14 protein-coding genes and 1 pseudogene are annotated in these 15,538 nt (G+C 71.9%); 5 read left to right on the top strand and 10 right to left on the bottom strand.

The features are described from left to right. Positions 1-114: 114 nt before the first annotated feature. Positions 115-1,341: a Dyp-type peroxidase gene (locus tag ACZOOI_RS02505; RefSeq protein ID WP_465279184.1), complete on the bottom strand. Its 1,227-nt coding sequence runs from the start codon at positions 1,339-1,341 to the stop codon at positions 115-117. 713 nt (positions 1,342-2,054) lie between these two features. On the opposite strand from ACZOOI_RS02505, the pseudogene ACZOOI_RS02510 reads away from it, so the two are divergent. Next, positions 2,055-2,186, top strand: a pseudogene (locus ACZOOI_RS02510) (DivIVA domain-containing protein); the annotation flags it as partial. 180 nt (positions 2,187-2,366) lie between these two features. Beyond that, positions 2,367-2,618 (top strand): DivIVA domain-containing protein, encoded by a 252-nt coding sequence (locus ACZOOI_RS02515; protein ID WP_465281098.1) that lies wholly within the window; start codon positions 2,367-2,369, stop codon positions 2,616-2,618. A 195-nt stretch (positions 2,619-2,813) separates the two neighbouring features. Here ACZOOI_RS02515 and ACZOOI_RS02520 read toward each other — a convergent pair whose 3' ends face one another. From ACZOOI_RS02520 to ACZOOI_RS02550, 7 genes are all read right to left on the bottom strand, one after another. Further along, positions 2,814-3,956 carry a zinc-binding dehydrogenase gene (locus tag ACZOOI_RS02520; protein ID WP_465279185.1) on the bottom strand — a complete coding sequence of 381 codons (1,143 nt, stop codon included), beginning with the start codon at positions 3,954-3,956 and terminating at the stop codon, positions 2,814-2,816. Further along, positions 3,953-4,261 carry a putative quinol monooxygenase gene (locus ACZOOI_RS02525; protein ID WP_465279186.1) on the bottom strand — a complete coding sequence of 103 codons (309 nt, stop codon included), beginning with the start codon at positions 4,259-4,261 and terminating at the stop codon, positions 3,953-3,955. The genes ACZOOI_RS02520 and ACZOOI_RS02525 overlap by 4 nt, the downstream gene beginning before the upstream one ends. Then, complete coding sequence (locus ACZOOI_RS02530) at positions 4,258-4,944, bottom strand: glycerol-3-phosphate responsive antiterminator (protein WP_391586182.1); 687 nt, start codon at positions 4,942-4,944, stop codon at positions 4,258-4,260. Before ACZOOI_RS02530 ends, ACZOOI_RS02525 begins: the two co-directional genes overlap by 4 nt. A 28-nt stretch (positions 4,945-4,972) precedes the next feature. Next, positions 4,973-6,514, bottom strand: coding sequence for an FAD-binding oxidoreductase (locus ACZOOI_RS02535; RefSeq protein ID WP_465279187.1), 1,542 nt, complete (start codon positions 6,512-6,514; stop codon positions 4,973-4,975). 70 nt (positions 6,515-6,584) lie between these two features. Beyond that, complete coding sequence (locus ACZOOI_RS02540) at positions 6,585-8,327, bottom strand: glycerol-3-phosphate dehydrogenase/oxidase (RefSeq protein ID WP_465279188.1); 1,743 nt, start codon at positions 8,325-8,327, stop codon at positions 6,585-6,587. 217 nt (positions 8,328-8,544) lie between these two features. After that, a complete protein-coding gene (locus ACZOOI_RS02545; protein WP_465279189.1) occupies positions 8,545-10,074 on the bottom strand; it encodes an FGGY family carbohydrate kinase in 1,530 nt (509 codons plus the stop codon). A 66-nt stretch (positions 10,075-10,140) separates the two neighbouring features. Further along, positions 10,141-11,613, bottom strand: coding sequence for an MFS transporter (locus tag ACZOOI_RS02550; RefSeq protein WP_465279190.1), 1,473 nt, complete (start codon positions 11,611-11,613; stop codon positions 10,141-10,143). Positions 11,614-11,908: 295 nt separating this feature from the next. Between ACZOOI_RS02550 and ACZOOI_RS02555 the strand changes: the two genes are divergently transcribed. From ACZOOI_RS02555 to ACZOOI_RS02565, 3 genes are all read left to right on the top strand, one after another. Next, positions 11,909-12,190 (top strand): hypothetical protein, encoded by a 282-nt coding sequence (locus ACZOOI_RS02555; RefSeq protein ID WP_465279191.1) that lies wholly within the window; start codon positions 11,909-11,911, stop codon positions 12,188-12,190. Next, entirely contained in the window at positions 12,187-12,432 is a 246-nt protein-coding gene (locus tag ACZOOI_RS02560) for a hypothetical protein (RefSeq protein WP_465279192.1), read from the top strand. The genes ACZOOI_RS02555 and ACZOOI_RS02560 overlap by 4 nt, the downstream gene beginning before the upstream one ends. A gap of 97 nt (positions 12,433-12,529) precedes the next feature. Beyond that, the gene (locus ACZOOI_RS02565) at positions 12,530-13,522 is read left to right on the top strand and encodes an aldo/keto reductase (RefSeq protein WP_465279193.1); all 993 of its coding nucleotides are present in this window, start codon (positions 12,530-12,532) and stop codon (positions 13,520-13,522) included. A gap of 49 nt (positions 13,523-13,571) precedes the next feature. Here the strand turns inward: ACZOOI_RS02565 and ACZOOI_RS02570 are convergent, their stop codons facing one another. Together ACZOOI_RS02570 and ACZOOI_RS02575 are read right to left on the bottom strand one after the other, a co-directional pair. Next, positions 13,572-14,237, bottom strand: coding sequence for an HAD family hydrolase (locus tag ACZOOI_RS02570; protein WP_465279194.1), 666 nt, complete (start codon positions 14,235-14,237; stop codon positions 13,572-13,574). 136 nt (positions 14,238-14,373) lie between these two features. Then, positions 14,374-15,459, bottom strand: coding sequence for a WD40/YVTN/BNR-like repeat-containing protein (locus tag ACZOOI_RS02575; protein ID WP_465279195.1), 1,086 nt, complete (start codon positions 15,457-15,459; stop codon positions 14,374-14,376). Positions 15,460-15,538: the final 79 nt, after the last annotated feature.

Here is a 15,538-nt window from a genome sequence, read left to right on the forward strand (position 1 = left end):
ACGGCGTGTGCGGCGTGGCGGTGGGGGGACGGCGAGATGCGGTGGGACGGCGAGGTCTCTTGGGACGGCGAGGCGCGGCGGGACCGGTTTTCGGGGCTGGGCCGCCTTTCCGGCCTAGACGGAACCGGGGCCGGAGCCGGGCCCGGCCCCCGCACCCCCACCCGCCCCGGCACCGGCACCCGCACCGAGGCCCCCGATGCCCAGCGATCCGTCGGCGGACCGACCCCCGCCGGGAACGGCCGCGGCCCCGGCCGCGCCCGACGTCGGCGCGGGCAACAGCACCGACCCCGGCCCCGAGGGCTCCTCCGCCGCGCCCGAACCGCCTGGGCCGCCCGACCCGAATGCCCCGATCGACCCGACCGCCGCCGCGCGGGCCTCGGTCGGTGCTCCCGGCGGATCCTCCAGGAAGTCCGCGGTCGGCACGAAGAACAACCCACCGGTGATCGCGGTCGAGAAGTCCAGGATCCGGTCGTACGTGCCCACCGGATTGCCGATGAACATGTTCCGCAACATCTGCTCCGTGACGCTCGGCGTGCTGGAGTAGCCGATGAAGTAGGTGCCGAACTCGCCGCTGCCGACCGTGCCGAACGGCATGTTGTCGCGCAGGATGTCGCGTTCGGTGCCGTCCGGATCGGTGATCGTGTTCAGCGCGACGTGCGAGTCGATCGGCTTGATCTCGTCGGGCAGTTCGAGGTCGGAGAGCTTGGTCCGACCGATCACCTTCTCCTGTGCCTCCACCGGGAGCGCGTTCCATGCGCGCATGTCGTGCAGGTACTTCTGCACGATCACGTAGCTCGCGCCGGCGAAGTCCGGGTCGTCCTCGGCGGTGATCGTGATCGCCTCGACCGCGTCCCGACCTTCCGGGTTCTCCGTGCCGTCGACGAAGCCCATCAGGTCCCGCTGGTCGAAGTACTTGAACCCGTGCACCTCGTCGACCACCGTCGCCGCGCCGGCCAGTCGGCCCGTGATCACCGTGGCCAACTCGAAGCAGAGGTCCATCGTCCGTGCCCGCAGGTGCAGGAGCAGGTCACCCGGCGTGGACACCGCGCGGTGCTTGGCGCCCACCAACTCCTCGAACGGGTGCAGCTCCGCCGGGCGCGGCCCCGCGAACAACCGGTCCCAGGCAAGCGAACCGATGCCGACCACGCACCGCAGATCGCCGTCCGGGATCCGGAAGCCGACCGAACGGCGCAGTCCGGACAGGTCGGCCAGGAAGTCCCGCACGGTGTCCTCGGCCTCGACGCCGGGGTCGATGGTCAGGACCAGGAACATCGCCGACTTGGCGGGCGGCCCCAGGATCGATTGCGGCTGGGGCAAAGCGGTCTCCCGCGGCTGGGTCATGGTGCGTGGCTCCTCGCCGATGACGACGCTGGTGACGGATGACGGCGCGGGCGACCGGGGCCGGACGGCGCGCGGCCCCGGCGATCGGGCCGACCCCGGTGTCGCCGCGGATGTGGGCGGGGGGCGCCGGAGGTGCCGGCGGTGTCGAAGGTGTCAAAGGTATCGAAGGTATGAAAGATACCGTTGTCGACGATGGTGACGTCGTCGGCGGCCCGGTGGAAGCAGGCTCGCCCACGGCCGGCCGTGTCCGAGGTCGGAATTCCGGCGCCGCCCGGGTCGCATGCCGGGCCGGGCCCGGTCCGCCGGTGATCAGCCGGATCCGGTGCCCCGACCCGAACGCCGACGCAGCACATGCCGGGCCGCCCGGCCGCCGCCACTGCGAACCACCGCGACGGCAGCCGACCGAACCCGGCATCGCCGTCACCCACCACCCACCGCACCCACCACCCGACGCACCACCGCACCATCGACGGATCGCGCCGCGGGCAAACCTGCTCCGACCGGCCCGATGCGGCCGAGCCGATCCCGGCGTTCGCCGCCCGGCGGCGGCGCCAGGGCGGTTGTAGCCTTCGCGAGCGGGGTCGATCGAGGCCGACCGGCCGGCCGGCGAGTGCTTGGGGGCGGGAATGCAGTGGAACTTCACGCGGACGCGGCTGCGTGAGGGGTACGCGATCGCCGACGTGGACGCGTTCCTGGCGTTGGTGCGCAGCAGCCTGGACGGCACCGCCGCGGTCCCGCTGACGCCGGCTCAGGTGCGCGAACAACAGTTCGCCACGGTGCGTCTGCGCGAGGGCTACGACGAGGACGAGGTGGACGCCGCACTCGACGAGATCGAGGCCCGGCTGGCGGCCCGCGCCGGGGCGTGGGGCTCGAACGGCTCACGGGGCGCGGACGCGCGAGGGAAACGGGGTACGGACCGGCCGTGGGGCGCGGACCCGACGCCGGACCGGGGCGTCGACGCGGACGAAGCCCGCGTGGCGGCCGACCGGTTCGCCGACGCCCGGGCCGAGGCGGACGTGAAGGCGGTGACCCTGCGGCCGGCCGGCGAGCGCTTCGACCCGGTCCGGCGCGGCTACGACCGGGACGCGGTCGACGCCCTGGTGAACCGGGTCGCCGAGGCCCTCCGTAGCCGGGTGCGGCTGTCTCCCGAGGAGGTCCTCGCCGACCGCTTCGACATCGCCCGCCGCGGCTACGACCGCACCCGGGTGGACGCATGGCGCGACCGTACCGCCGACCTGCTGATCCGCCGCCGCCTGGACGACGCTCCCGGGGACTGACCGCGCGCGGCGCCGGCCGTGCCGGGCCCCGGCCGGAGCGGGCGGACATCGCGGCGGCGCGGGTCGGAAGGACCACCCCGCGGGCCCGTTGCGGCGACCCGGCGGAATCGACCCGGGTGAGCCCGGTCGGCATGGCCCCGGCCCCAACCGGGCCGGGCCCCGACCACCCCCACCGAGCAGGCCCCCGGCACCCGCTCACCCCACCGCGTCCGCCCCCGTCCGGATCACCTGCCGGATCGCCTCGCCGCTTGCCAGGGCCTCCATCGCCTCGTTGAGGTCGGTCAGCGGCACCGTCGCGGTGTGCAGGTGCTCGACCGGCATCAGGCCCGCGCGCCACAGCGCCAGGTAGCGCGGGATGTCCCGGCGCGGCACCGCGTCGCCCATGTACGAGCCGATCAGCGACTTGCCCTCGCCGGCGAAGGCCAACGCCGGCACCGCGTCCAGCGTGCGGCCGGGTGCGGGCAGGCCGACCGAGACCACGCGGCCGCCCCGGTCCACCGCGGCCAGGCAGTCCGCGACCACGGCCGCGCTGCCGACCGCCTCGATCGCGACGTCCAGGCCGCCGTCGGTGAGGTCGCGGATCGCGGTGACCGCGTCGGCCGGGTCGTACGCGTGCGAGGCGCCCAGGCGCAGCGCGAGTTCGCGCTTGGCCGGCATCGGGTCGACCGCGACGATCGGGTACGCGCCCGCCGCCCGCGCGCCGAGCACGGCGGAGAGTCCGACCCCGCCGAGGCCGAACACCGCGACCGACTGCCCGGGCCGAACCGCCGCCGTGTTGATCACGGCGCCCGCGCCGGTGAGCACCGCGCAGCCGAACATCGAGGCCACCGCGAACGGCACGTCGCGCGGGATCGGCACCACCGATTCCTGGGCCACCACCGCGAATTCGGCGAACGCGGAGACGCCGAGCTGGTGGTGCACCACCTCGCCCGCGGCATCCCGCAGCAGCGCGGGCCCGTGCAGGAGCCCGCCCGAGCCGTTGGCCGCCGCGGCGGCCGAGCACAGCGCCGGCCGGCCCTCGTCGCAGCGCGTGCAGTGGCCGCAGCTGGGCACGAACACGAGCGCGACGTGCTCGCCGGGCGTGACCCGGTCCACGCCGGGCCCGACCGCCTCGACCACGCCGACCGCCTCGTGCCCGAGCGCCATCGGCAGCGGCCGGACCCGGTCGCCGTTGACCACGGACAGGTCGGAGTGGCACAGGCTCGCGGCGGCGATCCGGACCAGCACCTCGCCCTCGCGCGGGTCGCCGAGTTCGAGTTCCTCGATCGCGACCGGCCGGCTCGTCCCGTACGGACGCTCGTGCGATATCCCGCGCAGTACGGCCGCCTTGATCCTCACTGCGCGGCCTCGACCGCGGCCCGGGGGGTCAGTCGCACGACGTCCCGACTCTCCAGCAGCGGTACCACCCGGCCGAGCACGATGTCGCGGAAGTGTTCGGAGGCGCAGTGTGCGGTGAAGTCGGCCTCGGCGTCGTACTCCTCGTACAGCACGATCGTGCGCGCGTCCTCGACGCCCTGGTGCACGCGGTAGCCGCGACAGCCGGGTTCGGCCAGCGAACGTCGGGTCATCTCGTCGAGCAGCGCGAGGACCCGGTCCTGCGTGTCGGGGTTGGTGCGGTAGCGGGCCACGACAACATAACTCACGATGTGTTTCTCCTGCTTGCGGATGAAGCGGATGAAGCGGACGAGGAAGACGGCGAGGAGCCGAGCGCCGCGAGCCGGTCGCGGCGCAGGTCCCACAGCCGGGGGTCGGACGTGGCCACGGCGACCGCGCCGAGCGCGAGCGCGGCGGCCGCGTCCTCGGCCGTCTCCACGAAGCCGGCCGCGACGAACGGCGACATCGCGCGCTTGGCCTCGGGGGTCATCCGGGCCACGATCGGCGACGGCATGATCTCGACCAGATCCGGTCCGCCGCGGGCGATGGCGTCGGTGCTGCGGCGCATGTTCGAGCGGTCGGTGACGAACACCTTCTGCATGGTCAGCAGCCCGAGCGGGCGGCCCTTCTCCATCAGGGAGAGTCGGGTGCTGACCATGCCGTGCGCGCCCATCGCCTTGAGGAATTCCAGCGCGCCCTTGTCCTGGGCCAGACCCGGGCAACTGTCCACGTTGACGAACACCGTCTTGCCCGCCTTGCCGAGCAGCTGCACGATGTTCGGCAGCTGCCCGACCGGGATGGACGCGAGGATGCACACCTTCGCCGGTGCGCCGAGGAAATTCTGCAATCGCTGGGGTCCGATGATCGACGCGATGACCGGTACGTCGACGAAGGCGGACGACAGCACGGAGGACATCCGGGGCGCGCTCGCGGGGCGGTGACTGGCGTTCATGACCTACCTGCGCTGGGTCTCGGCCGCCTCACGCATCGAAGCGGTTGGGGAGGCCCAGTTTGCCAGGATTGAGTATTCCGGCCGGGTCCAGGGTCTCCTTGACCTTGACGAACGTGTCGAAGCCGGCGCCGAGCGCGGCCGGCAGGTACGGGCCGCGGAGCAGGCCGCAGCCGTGGTGGTGGCTCAGCGCCGCACCCTGGCGGATCAGCACCTCGTTGGCCGCGTCCCACACCGCGCGGTACCACTCGCGCCGCTTGGGCCGGTCCACGTCGCCGCGCAGCGAGAAGTACACGCAGGCCCCGTCGGTGTACGCGTGCGACTGGTGCGCGGACGCGGCCAGCGTGCCCGGCACCGACTGGATCGCCGCGACCACCTCGTCGTACACCTCGGCCAGGGCCGTCCACGACCCGGCGATCTCCAGCGTGTCGGCGACGAAGCCGGGGCCGGGGGTGAAGCCGTCGGAGGACTTGCCGACCAGCATCCGGTCCTTGAGCCAGCGCTCGAACACCGCGTCGCTGTCGAGCTCGGGACCGTACGCGAGGCAGACCTCCTCGCTGACCTTGAGCATGGCGTCGACCAGGATCGGGTCGCCCTCGTCCGCGATCAGCAGCAGGTTGGTCTCGGGGTGGTCGAAGTGCACCCCGCTCTCCAGCTTGTCGTACAGGCGCAGCACGGCCGGGGTCGCGCCGCGCTGCATGATCTTGCGGCACGCGTCCAGGCCCTCGGCGAAGGTCTCGAAGCCGAAGGCGAGCGCCTTGGCGTACGTGGGCAGCGGGTGCACCCGGATCCGGGCGGAGGTGATCACGCCGAGCGTGCCCTCCGAACCGATGAAGATCTGCCGCAGGTCGGGGCCGGTGGCGGCGCGCGGGTAGTCGCCGTAGGTGGCGCGCGTGCCGTCGGCGTGCACCACGTCGATGCCGACGACCATGTCCTCGATCTTGCCGTAGCGCGTGGAGAGTTGGCCGGCGCCGCGGCAGGCGATCCAGCCGCCGACCGTGGAGACGGCGAACGCGGACGGCCAGTGGCCGGTGGTGGCGCCGTAGGTCTCCTGGAGTTCCTTTTCGAACAGGTCGCCGAACATGCCGGCTTCCACGTCGACGACGAGCGATTCGGCGTCGAAGGACAGGATCCGGTTCAGTCCGCACAGGTCGAGCACGACGCCGCCGTGCACGGGCAGCGCCGCGCCGGTGACGTTGCTGCGGCCGGCCGAGGCGGTGACGGGGATGCCGGCCGCGTTGCAGATCCGCAGCACGTCGGCGACCTGGTCGGCGTCGATCACCTCGACGATCACCGCGTCGGGGGTGGCCGGGCGGCCGTCGGTCTCGCCGATCATGGTGCCGGCCCACCAGTCGCGGGTGCGGGTGACGACGTCGGCGCGGTCGGTGTGCACGGCCTTGGCCGCGCCGCGCAGGTCCGCGATCACCGACTCGGGGACCTCGACCACGGTGCTTTGGAGCGAGGCGTCGCCGTCGCCGACCGGGGTGTTGCGGGCCCATTTGGGCGGGGTGGGCGCGCCCACGATGTAGTCGCCTCGGTTGAACGGGTTGGTGATGGTCTGCCTGCTGATCACTGCTGTGCTCCTTCGGGTCCGGCGAGTCGTCGGGTACTGCGGGTGCTGCGGGTGCTGTGCGTGCCGCCGGTCATGCGCGTTTCGCGGGCGCGGCGCCTGCGGACGCCTTGGGTGCCTGCGGCATCGCGGCTGCCGCGGACGGCTCGGAGTCGCCGTGCAGGACCGCCTTCTCGTGCCGCACGGCCGCGAGGTAGTCCGCGACCTGTCGCTCGATCTCCGCTTCGGACAGGCCCAGTTCGGCGCCGAGCAGGCGGCCGACCTCGGGCGCGGCGGCGGCGGAGGCGTCGCGGGCGAACAGGCGCGAGCGGGTACGCCGGGAGAGCACGTCGTCCACCGAGCGGGCCAGCTCCGAGCGGGCCGCGTAGACCACCTCGGCCCGGATGTAGGGCATGCCCGCGACCACCGGCTCGGCCAGCGTGGTGTCCTCGGCGAGCAGGTCGGAGACGAATCGGGCCTCGGTGCCGTAGCGCTCGCCCAGGTGTGCGGCCAGACCGCCGGAGGCGGCGATCGCCTCGGCGTCGTAGCCGGCGCCGCCGATCAGCGGAAGGTTGGCGGTGCGGCTGCGGCCCTTGCGGCCGAGCACCTCCATCACCTTGTCGATCACCAGTTCGCCCATGTGCCGGCTGGTGGTGAGCTTGCCGCCGGTGACGGTGACCATGCCGCCGCGACCGACGGCGATGTGGTGGTCGCGGCTCATGTCGAGGGTGGCGCCCTCCTTCTTGCCGACCAGCGGACGCAGCCCGCCGATGCTGCCGACCACGTCGTCCGGGGTGAGTTTGCCCTCGAACGCGGTGTTGGCGCCTTCGAGCAGGAACTCCATCTCCGGGCGCGTGCAGTGCACGTCGTCGACGGACCCCTGGTAGTCCTCGTCGGTGGTGCCCAGCACGACCGCGTCGCCCCAGCGTGTGCAGGTCGCCCGCCGGGCCCGGCCGGGGATGGGCACGGTGACCGTGCAGTCGATCCGGACCTTGCTCCACGGGACCACGATGTGTACGCCCTTGGCGGGCCGTACCTGCGGCGCGTGCCCGGCGTCGGCCATCGCGTCGACCGCGTCGCTCCACACGCCGGTCGCGTTGACCACCGCCGACGCGCGCACGTCGAACCGCTCGCCGTCCACCTCGACCCGGGCACCCGCGGCACGGCCGCGCTCGTCCAGGACCCGGTCCACCTTGGCGCCGTTGAGCACGGTGGCGCCCAGCGCCGCGGCGGTGCGCACGATGGTCAGCACGAGCCGCGCGTCGTCGGCGCGGCCGTCGAAGTACATCAGCCCGCCCTTGAGGTGGTCCGCACGCAGCGTGGGGGCGTGCGCGAGCACCTCGTCGACGGTCAACCGCTGGTGCAGCTTGCCGATCCGCCAGCCGCCGACCAGGTCGTAGGTCCACAGCAGGCCCTCGAAGCCCTTGGCCAGCCGGGCGTCGAAGATGCCCTCCTTCTCCAGGATCGGGAACAGGAACGGCAGCCGGTGCACCAGGTGCGGTGCGTTCTTGCGGAAGCGGTGCCGCTCCAGCAGCGAGTGCCGGACCAGGTTGACGTTGCCCTGCTCGATGTAGCGCAGGCCGCCGTGCACCATCTTGGACGACTTGGAGGAGGTACCCGAGGCGAAGTCGTCCTTCTCCACCAGGGCCACGTCCAGACCACGCGAGGCCGCGTCGAGTGCGGCGTACGCGCCGGTGACGCCGCCGCCGATCACGAGCACGTCGAACACGTGGTCCGCCAGCCGGCGCTTGGTCCGGCTCCGGTCGAGAAGCAGTGGCTTCCCTCTCGTGGCCGCCGCTGACGCACGCCGAGGCTTGCGGGCGGGCAAGGTGATCACAACATCAACTCCTGGGATCTGTCCGGCGGTTCGAGGACCGGACCGCCGGGTGGTACATGGTGCGGGTGGCCTCGCGGCCGGCCGGGGGTGGCCTGGGGTGAACGACCGGGGGCCGGTGGCCCGGGGCCGGGCCGCCCGGGTTTCGGGCGGCCTCGGGCAGGTGGTTCGGGTCGGACCGCGCCGTGGGTGGTCGCGCGGCCGGCCGGCGGTCCGCGCCTCAGGCGAGGTGCGGCGCGAGCACGGTCCGCCACGCGGCCCGTTGTTCCTCGCGTTGTTCGGGGGTGGTGGTCGGCGCGAAGACCCGGCCGCGCGGTTGCGCCTCGACCACCTCTTCGAGCGAGGACCACAGGCCCTCGCGGACACCGGCCAGGTAGGCGGTGCCGCGCAGGCTCGCGGTCGCCGAGTCCGCGGCGCGCTCCAGCGGCAGGCCGACGATGTCCGCCTGGATCTGCATCAGCGTGTCGCTGCCGGCCACACCGCCGCCCACCCGCAACCGCGCGAACGGTGCGCGCATCGTCTCGGCGACGCCGTCGATCAGGTCGCACACCGAGTGCGCGATCCCGTCCAGCACGGCGCGGGCCACGTCCGCTCGGGTGGTGGCCAGGGTCAGGCCGCTGAGCGCGGCCTGCGCCTCGGGCCGCCAGACGGGGGTGCGGATCCCGGCCAGTGCGGGCACGAACCACTCGCGCCGGCCCGACCCGTGCCCCTCGGCCCGGGCGGCCAGTTCGCCGATCTCCGCCGGTGAGGCGAAGAAGCCCAGGTCGTCACACAACCAGCGCAGCGCCGATCCGGTGGTGGAGCAATACGCCTCCAGGCTGAAGTGGGTGGTCGAGCCCTGCCGCCAACCGGGCTGGGCCAGGACTCCGGTCACGCCCGGAATCGGCAGCGCGGGGGTGTCCCCGGTGGCCGCGTCCACGAACGTGCCGGTGCCGTACACACACATCCCCTGCCCGGCGGCCAGACCGCCGAGCGCGATCAGCGCCGCGTGCTGGTCGCCCATGACCGCGGCCAACGGCAGGTCCACACCCAGGAGTTCGGGGTCGATCCGGCCGTAACCGAGGTCGTCGTCGGCGAACAGATCGGGCAACAGGTCGAGCGGGCAACCCAGTTGTCCGATCCACTCGCGGTCCCAGGCGTGTTCGCGGAGCAGGTAGGCGCCCACCGAACCGGCGTTGCTCGCCGAGACGGCGTGCGCGGCCCCGCCGGTGAACTTCCAGGCCAGCCACGTGTCCACGGTGCCGAACAGCAGTGCCCCGGCGGCGTGCGCCGCGGCCACCTCGGGCTGCTCGGCGATCTGCCGGGCGGCCCACAGGAACGGCGCCCTGCTGCCCACCGGCCGACCGAGCCGGGCGGTCAGCGGCTCGTCCCACTCGGCCTCGTAGGCGAGCAGGTCCCGGGCGTACCGCCGGTCCTGCCACACACAGGCCGGCACCAGCGGTCGGCCGGTGCGCCGATCCCACAACATCGCGGTGGCCCGCTGGGTGGACAGCGCGAGCGCGGCGATCTCGACGTCGTTCGCGTGCGCCCAGGCCAGCGCCTCGCGACAGACGGCCAACGTCGCCGTCCAGATCTCCACCGGGTCCTGTTCGACCGAGTGTTCATCGGGATGCCGCACCGCGATCTGCCGGTACGCCACGTGGCCCACCGTCCCGGAGTCCAGCACGACTCCGGCCCGGGTCCCCGTGGTGCCCTCGTCCACGGACAGGATGCCGAGGCGCCGTCCGGGAGCGTGCAACGTCTTCGTCATCACAGCCCTTTCGGTCCGAAATATCCGATTCCAAGCTCCGCGTGAGTCTTTCGCGGGAGGTCTCCGTCAGCGGGTGACCAACGCGGGATTCGCGGGATTCGTCGGATTCGCGGGCGACTCGGTGAGGACCGGCACGTCCGGGTCCTCGTCCGGGGAGACGGCCCGGGTCGGGTCCCACTTGATCGCGATGCACGTCAGCAGGCCCAGCAGCGGCACGATGGCCAGCACCAGGAACGTCTTGTCCAGGCCGATGCCGTCCTTGATCTGCGGGAACAGGTACAGGCCCGCCACGCTGCCGAAGCTGCCGATCATCCCGGTGACGCCGGTGCCCAGGGTGCGCACCTCACTGCGGTAGGACAGCGCCGCGATGGACTTGCCGTTCGCGCCCGGGCCGGCCGAGTGACAGAAGATGAACATCGCCGGGAGGATGAACGCGATCCAGGTCGGCACCCGGTCGAAGGTCAGCCCCATGGCGACCAGCATCACGAACACGCCGCCGAAGCCGATCGCCGAGCTGATCCGCAGACCCAGCTTGCGCGCGAAGTACGCGGAAAGGAGGCCGCCGACGATGCCGAAGGCGTTGAACACCATCGAACCGAGGGTGGCCTTCTCGAAGCTGTTGCCGAAGATCGCCAGGCTGATCACCGGCAGGTACCAGCCGACCGCGAAATACTGCATGGACTGGCCCAGCGAGATGGCCGAGGACAGCAGGGTGCGGGGCAGGTACTTGCCGCGGAACAGGATCCCGGCCTGCCTCATGCCCACGTTCGGCGGCACCTCGTCCGCGTCCGCGTCGTCGTGCACGGCTCCCGCGGCGGCCGGCTTGGCGGCGACGGCCTCGATCCCGTAGATCCGGTGCAGGTTGCGCACCGCGTCCTCCAGCCGACCCTTGGTGGCCAGCCAGGTGGGGCTCTCCACGAGGAAGGCCCACTGGAGCACGAACAGGGACAGTGCGATCACCCCGGCCGAGCCGACCGACCAGCGCCAGATGTCCGCACCGACGTCGAACTTGAAGCAGATCAGGGTGAGCAGCAGGTTGCCGGTGGTGGCGATGTACCAGATGCCCTGCCACAGGTTGAGCCGCCCGCGCAGCGTCTTGGGCGTGTACTCGGCGAGCAGCGCCATCGCCACCGCGAAGTCGACGCCGTAGGCGATGCCGACCAGGACTCGGCCGATCCACACGACGGTGAAGTCGTCCGCGGTGGCCGCGATCACCGCGCCGGCCAGCGCGAACAGCTTGGCCATCAGCAGTGGGGGCACCCGCCCGATCCGGGTGGCCAGCCACCCGCCGATCGGGTTGAACAGGATTGCCAGGGCCGGCGCGGTGGCGGTGAGGATGGAGACCTGAGTACTGCTCAGGTCCATCTGCTTCGTCATCGGGGCGAGCCCGGCGCCGAGCGCGGCGTTGGAGTACGCGTCGAGGAAGAGGCCCCCGAACACGAGGAACCAGATGACCTTGGCCCGACCGGAGATTCTCCCCAGCCGGTCGATGAGCGCGACGACGTCCTTGACGCCTCTGACGCTCTGCTGCTGTGCCATGTACCCGTCCTCTGAAAAAAGGACCAGTCGGCGACACGCGAGCGCTAACGCGTAGGAGGGCACAGCGAAGCCACCGACAGGTGGTCTTCGTCTTGTTCCTGCCAAAGAATGATCTGGACCTTATGAGGGACATTTGGGGGTGTCAAGGGTGCGTAAACGAACGAACCCGGTTCCCGCCGCGCCCGGCGGACAGGGCGCGCAAGGGGCGCCCGCCCCGTCCGTGCGCGCCGGCTGTCGAAAATGCCCGATGCGATGTCAACCTGGAAAGCCTGGATCCGAGACCGAGGAGAAGCGCATGGCCGGCAAGATCACCGTGGTCCGGGGTGAGGCGATCACCCTCCCCGAGACGCTCGCCGAAATCCGCGCGGCGTTGCCGCCCGATCGGCGGGATGCGTTCGACGAGGAGATGTACAACACGCCCCTCGACCAGATCGAGCGCCGTGCACTCCTTGGTTGGGCACTGCCGCCCGAGGCCCACGAGGAGGACGAGGAAGCCGCGGCGCGCATCCGGGCCGGCGACTACAGCGGGATGTACGACAACGAGGGCAATCCCGTGGAGAGGCGAGGGCGGCCGTGAGCTACTACATCCAATACACCGATGCCGCCGAAGCCGGCCTCGCCAAGGTCGACGACGCCAGGCGTCGGGAAATCAAGAGCACTGCGGACCGCACCATCGGACGGGACCCCTACGGCCACGGTTCCACCGCCGTACGCGGCAACCGCGATCGCCGGGAAGCGACGGTGGCCGGGGCGATCTTCCTCTACGAGGTGAGCTCCGGCGTACTCGTCGTATCCGTGCTGCGTGCCGTGGCGATCTGATCCCGCCCGGTGTCGTTCGCCGAACCGTTCGAGAGCACGCCTCGGTCGGCGGCGGAATCGGGTTTCGGCGGGGCCGGGCGCAGGCGAAGATGGGGGCATGATCCACTCTGCTGCCGATGATCGTTACGAATCCATGCGTTATCGCCGGGCCGGGCGTAGTGGGGTCAAGTTGCCCGCCGTCTCGCTCGGGCTTTGGCACAACTTCGGGGACACCCAGCCCATGGAAGTGCAACGGGCGGTGCTGCGGCGGGCCTTCGACCTCGGGGTGACGCACTTCGACCTGGCGAACAACTACGGGCCGCCGTACGGCTCGGCCGAGGCGAACTTCGGGGTGCACTACCGGGCCGACTTCCGGCCGTATCGCGACGAGATGTTCATCGCGTCCAAGGCCGGTTGGGACATGTGGCCGGGGCCGTACGGCGACGGGGGCTCGCGCAAGTATCTGCTCGCGAGTCTGGACCAGTCGCTCGCCCGGATGGGGCTCGACTACGTCGACGTCTTCTACTCGCACCGGTACGACCCGGAGACCCCGCTCGAAGAGACGATGGGCGCGCTGGACACGGCCGTTCGCTCCGGGCGCGCACTGTATGCCGGCATCTCCAACTACGGCCCGGAGGAACACCGCCGGGCGGTCACGATCCTGCGCGACCTCGGCACGCCGGTGCTGCTCAACCAGTCGGCGTACTCGATCCTGGATCGCGAACCGGAGCAGGGTGTGCTGGACGCGGTCGGCGAGACCGGTACCGCGCTGATCGCCTATTCGCCGCTGGCCCAGGGGCTGTTGACGGACCGATACCTCGACGGCGTGCCCGCCGATTCGCGGATGGCGGTGGGCCACTTCCTCACCCGGAACGAACTCACCGAGGAGCGACTGACCCTGCTGCGCGCGCTGAACAAGCTTGCCCAGGGCCGCGGGCAGACCCTCGCGCAGCTCGCGCTGACCTGGATCCTGCGCGACGAGCGGGTCGTGTCGGTGATCGTCGGGGCAAGCAGCGTACGGCAGTTGGAGCAGAACCTGTCCGCCGTCGGGCAGCCGGATCTGACCGCCGCGGAGATCGCCGAGATCGACCGGCTCTGCGCCGCGCACTGACGGACGCGACGCCGGCCGGCCGCGACACGGGCCGCGACACCGGCTGCGATCACCCTTGCGGCACCGGGGACTTGCCCAGATCCCCGGCCTCGATCGAGGCCAGGGAGGCGACCACCGTGCGGCCCGGTGCGGGCGCGATCGCAGTGGTCGAGGACACCGCCAGCACGGCGCACCCGGCGGCCTCCGCCGAGGTGACGCCGACGATGGTGTCCTCGACCGCGACGCACGCGCTCGGCTCGACCCCGAGCGCGGTCGCCGCGGCCAGATAAGGGGCGGGGTCGGGCTTCGTCCGCGCCACGTCCTCAGCCGCGACGGTGACCGCGAACCGGGCCGACCCCAACGCGTCCCGCACCAGGTCCACGACCCGACGCGGCGACGCCGACACGATCGCCAACGGCACCCCGACGGCGGCCAGCCCGTCCAACAGCGCCAGGACCCCCGGCAGCGGCTCGATCCGGGCCTCCACCCGGGTCGTGAACGCCGCGTCCAGCGCATCCGTCAGCTCGTGCACGCACGGCGCCTCGGCGACCACCTCGTGCAGGTAGCCCGCCGTGTGCCCGATCCCGTGCCCGACCACATCCGCCGCGTCCGTCTCCCCCAACGCATAACCGACCCGCCCGGCCACGTCGGCAACCGCCTCCCACCACAACCGCTCGGTGTCGACGAGGGTCCCATCCATGTCGAACAACACGGCGGCGGGCAAAACGGCGGACACACTGACTCGTTTCGATGGGGTGAGGCAAGGACGTCACGACCTTCTCAGCCCGACGTGAGCACAGTGCCACGATCGGGTTGCGTGCGCGTGAACGTGTGTGGACCCCATCGGCACGGCGCAGGCAACCGGACTCGGCTCAGATCACCGCCGCACGGAGGGAGAGGATGTCCGGGAGGTGTTGGGCGATGCGTTCCCAGTGGTCGCCGTCGTGGTGGCCGCGGTAGATCTCGCCGCTGCGGGAACCGAAGTACAGGCTGGTGTCCTCGGCGTCGTCGGTGCACATCGCGTCGCGCATGACGGCGGTCCAGAAGTCGTCGGGGAGGCCGTCGGCCAGGGCCGTCCAGGACTTTCCCGCGTCGTCGCTGCGGTAGACGCGGCATCGGCCGTCGACCGGGAAGCGCATCATGTCGGCGGTGAGCGGAACCACGTAGACGGTGTCCGGGCGACGCGGGTGGACCACGATGGTGAAGCCGAAGTCGGCGGGCAGACCGTCGGCGATCGACTGCCACGTCGCGCCCGCGTCGTCGCTGCGGTAGACGCCGTGGTGGTTTTGCAGGAACAGCCGGTCGGGGCGGTCCGGGTGCCGGGCCACCTTGTGCACACACTGGCCGTATTCGGGGTACTCGTCGGGCTGGAACGTGACGTGGATGCCGGTGTTGGACGGGCGCCAGCTCGCCCCGCCGTCCTCGGTGACGTAGACGCCGCCGGTGGACATCGCGACGACGATCCGGCGCGGGTCGGTGGGATGCGGGAGCACCGTGTGGATCGCCTGGCCGCCGAAACCGGCCTCCCAGTGCGGCCGGTGCGGGTGGTCCCACAGCGCGCGCACGAGTTCGAAGGAGCGCCCGCCGTCCTCGGAGCGGAACAGCGCGGACGGTTCGACACCGGCGTAGAGCACGTCGGGTTCGGATTCGGCGCCGGGCACCAGTTGCCACACCCGCTCGACCGAGGCGCCCGCGTCCGCCGGGAAGCCGACCCGGCCCAGGTCCGGTTCGCGCCAGGTCGCGCCGAGATCGTCGCTGCTGACCACAACCGGACCGAAGTGTTCGTGGACCACGCCCGCCAGCACTCGGGGGGCGCTTCCTCGGGTGTCGATCGCGACCGAGTAGACGCCCGTCATCGGGTGGTGCGGCCCGGTGTACGCCCAGGATCCGTCGTCGCGCGAGCGACCGATCCACAGGCCCTTGCGGGTGCCGATGGCGAGCAGGACGGAATTCGTCATGGTGACCTCCAGGCAGCGTTCCGTACACGGGCACGCTACGCGGCACCGGTGACATTCGCCCGATTCGACGCGATCCGAC

Source organism: Embleya sp. L77 (genome assembly GCF_055557415.1).

What these genes read in the sequence shown, in the direction of transcription:
- ACZOOI_RS02565 (WP_465279193.1), top strand. Translation starts at nt 12,530, where the DNA reads ATGATCCACTCTGCTGCCGATGATCGTTACGAATCCATGCGTTATCGC.
- ACZOOI_RS02575 (WP_465279195.1), bottom strand. Translation starts at nt 15,459, where the DNA reads ATGACGAATTCCGTCCTGCTCGCCATCGGCACCCGCAAGGGCCTGTGG.
- ACZOOI_RS02550 (WP_465279190.1), bottom strand. Translation starts at nt 11,613, where the DNA reads ATGGCACAGCAGCAGAGCGTCAGAGGCGTCAAGGACGTCGTCGCGCTC.
- ACZOOI_RS02555 (WP_465279191.1), top strand. Translation starts at nt 11,909, where the DNA reads ATGGCCGGCAAGATCACCGTGGTCCGGGGTGAGGCGATCACCCTCCCC.
- ACZOOI_RS02530 (WP_391586182.1), bottom strand. Translation starts at nt 4,944, where the DNA reads ATGAACGCCAGTCACCGCCCCGCGAGCGCGCCCCGGATGTCCTCCGTG.
- ACZOOI_RS02545 (WP_465279189.1), bottom strand. Translation starts at nt 10,074, where the DNA reads ATGACGAAGACGTTGCACGCTCCCGGACGGCGCCTCGGCATCCTGTCC.
- ACZOOI_RS02505 (WP_465279184.1), bottom strand. Translation starts at nt 1,341, where the DNA reads ATGACCCAGCCGCGGGAGACCGCTTTGCCCCAGCCGCAATCGATCCTG.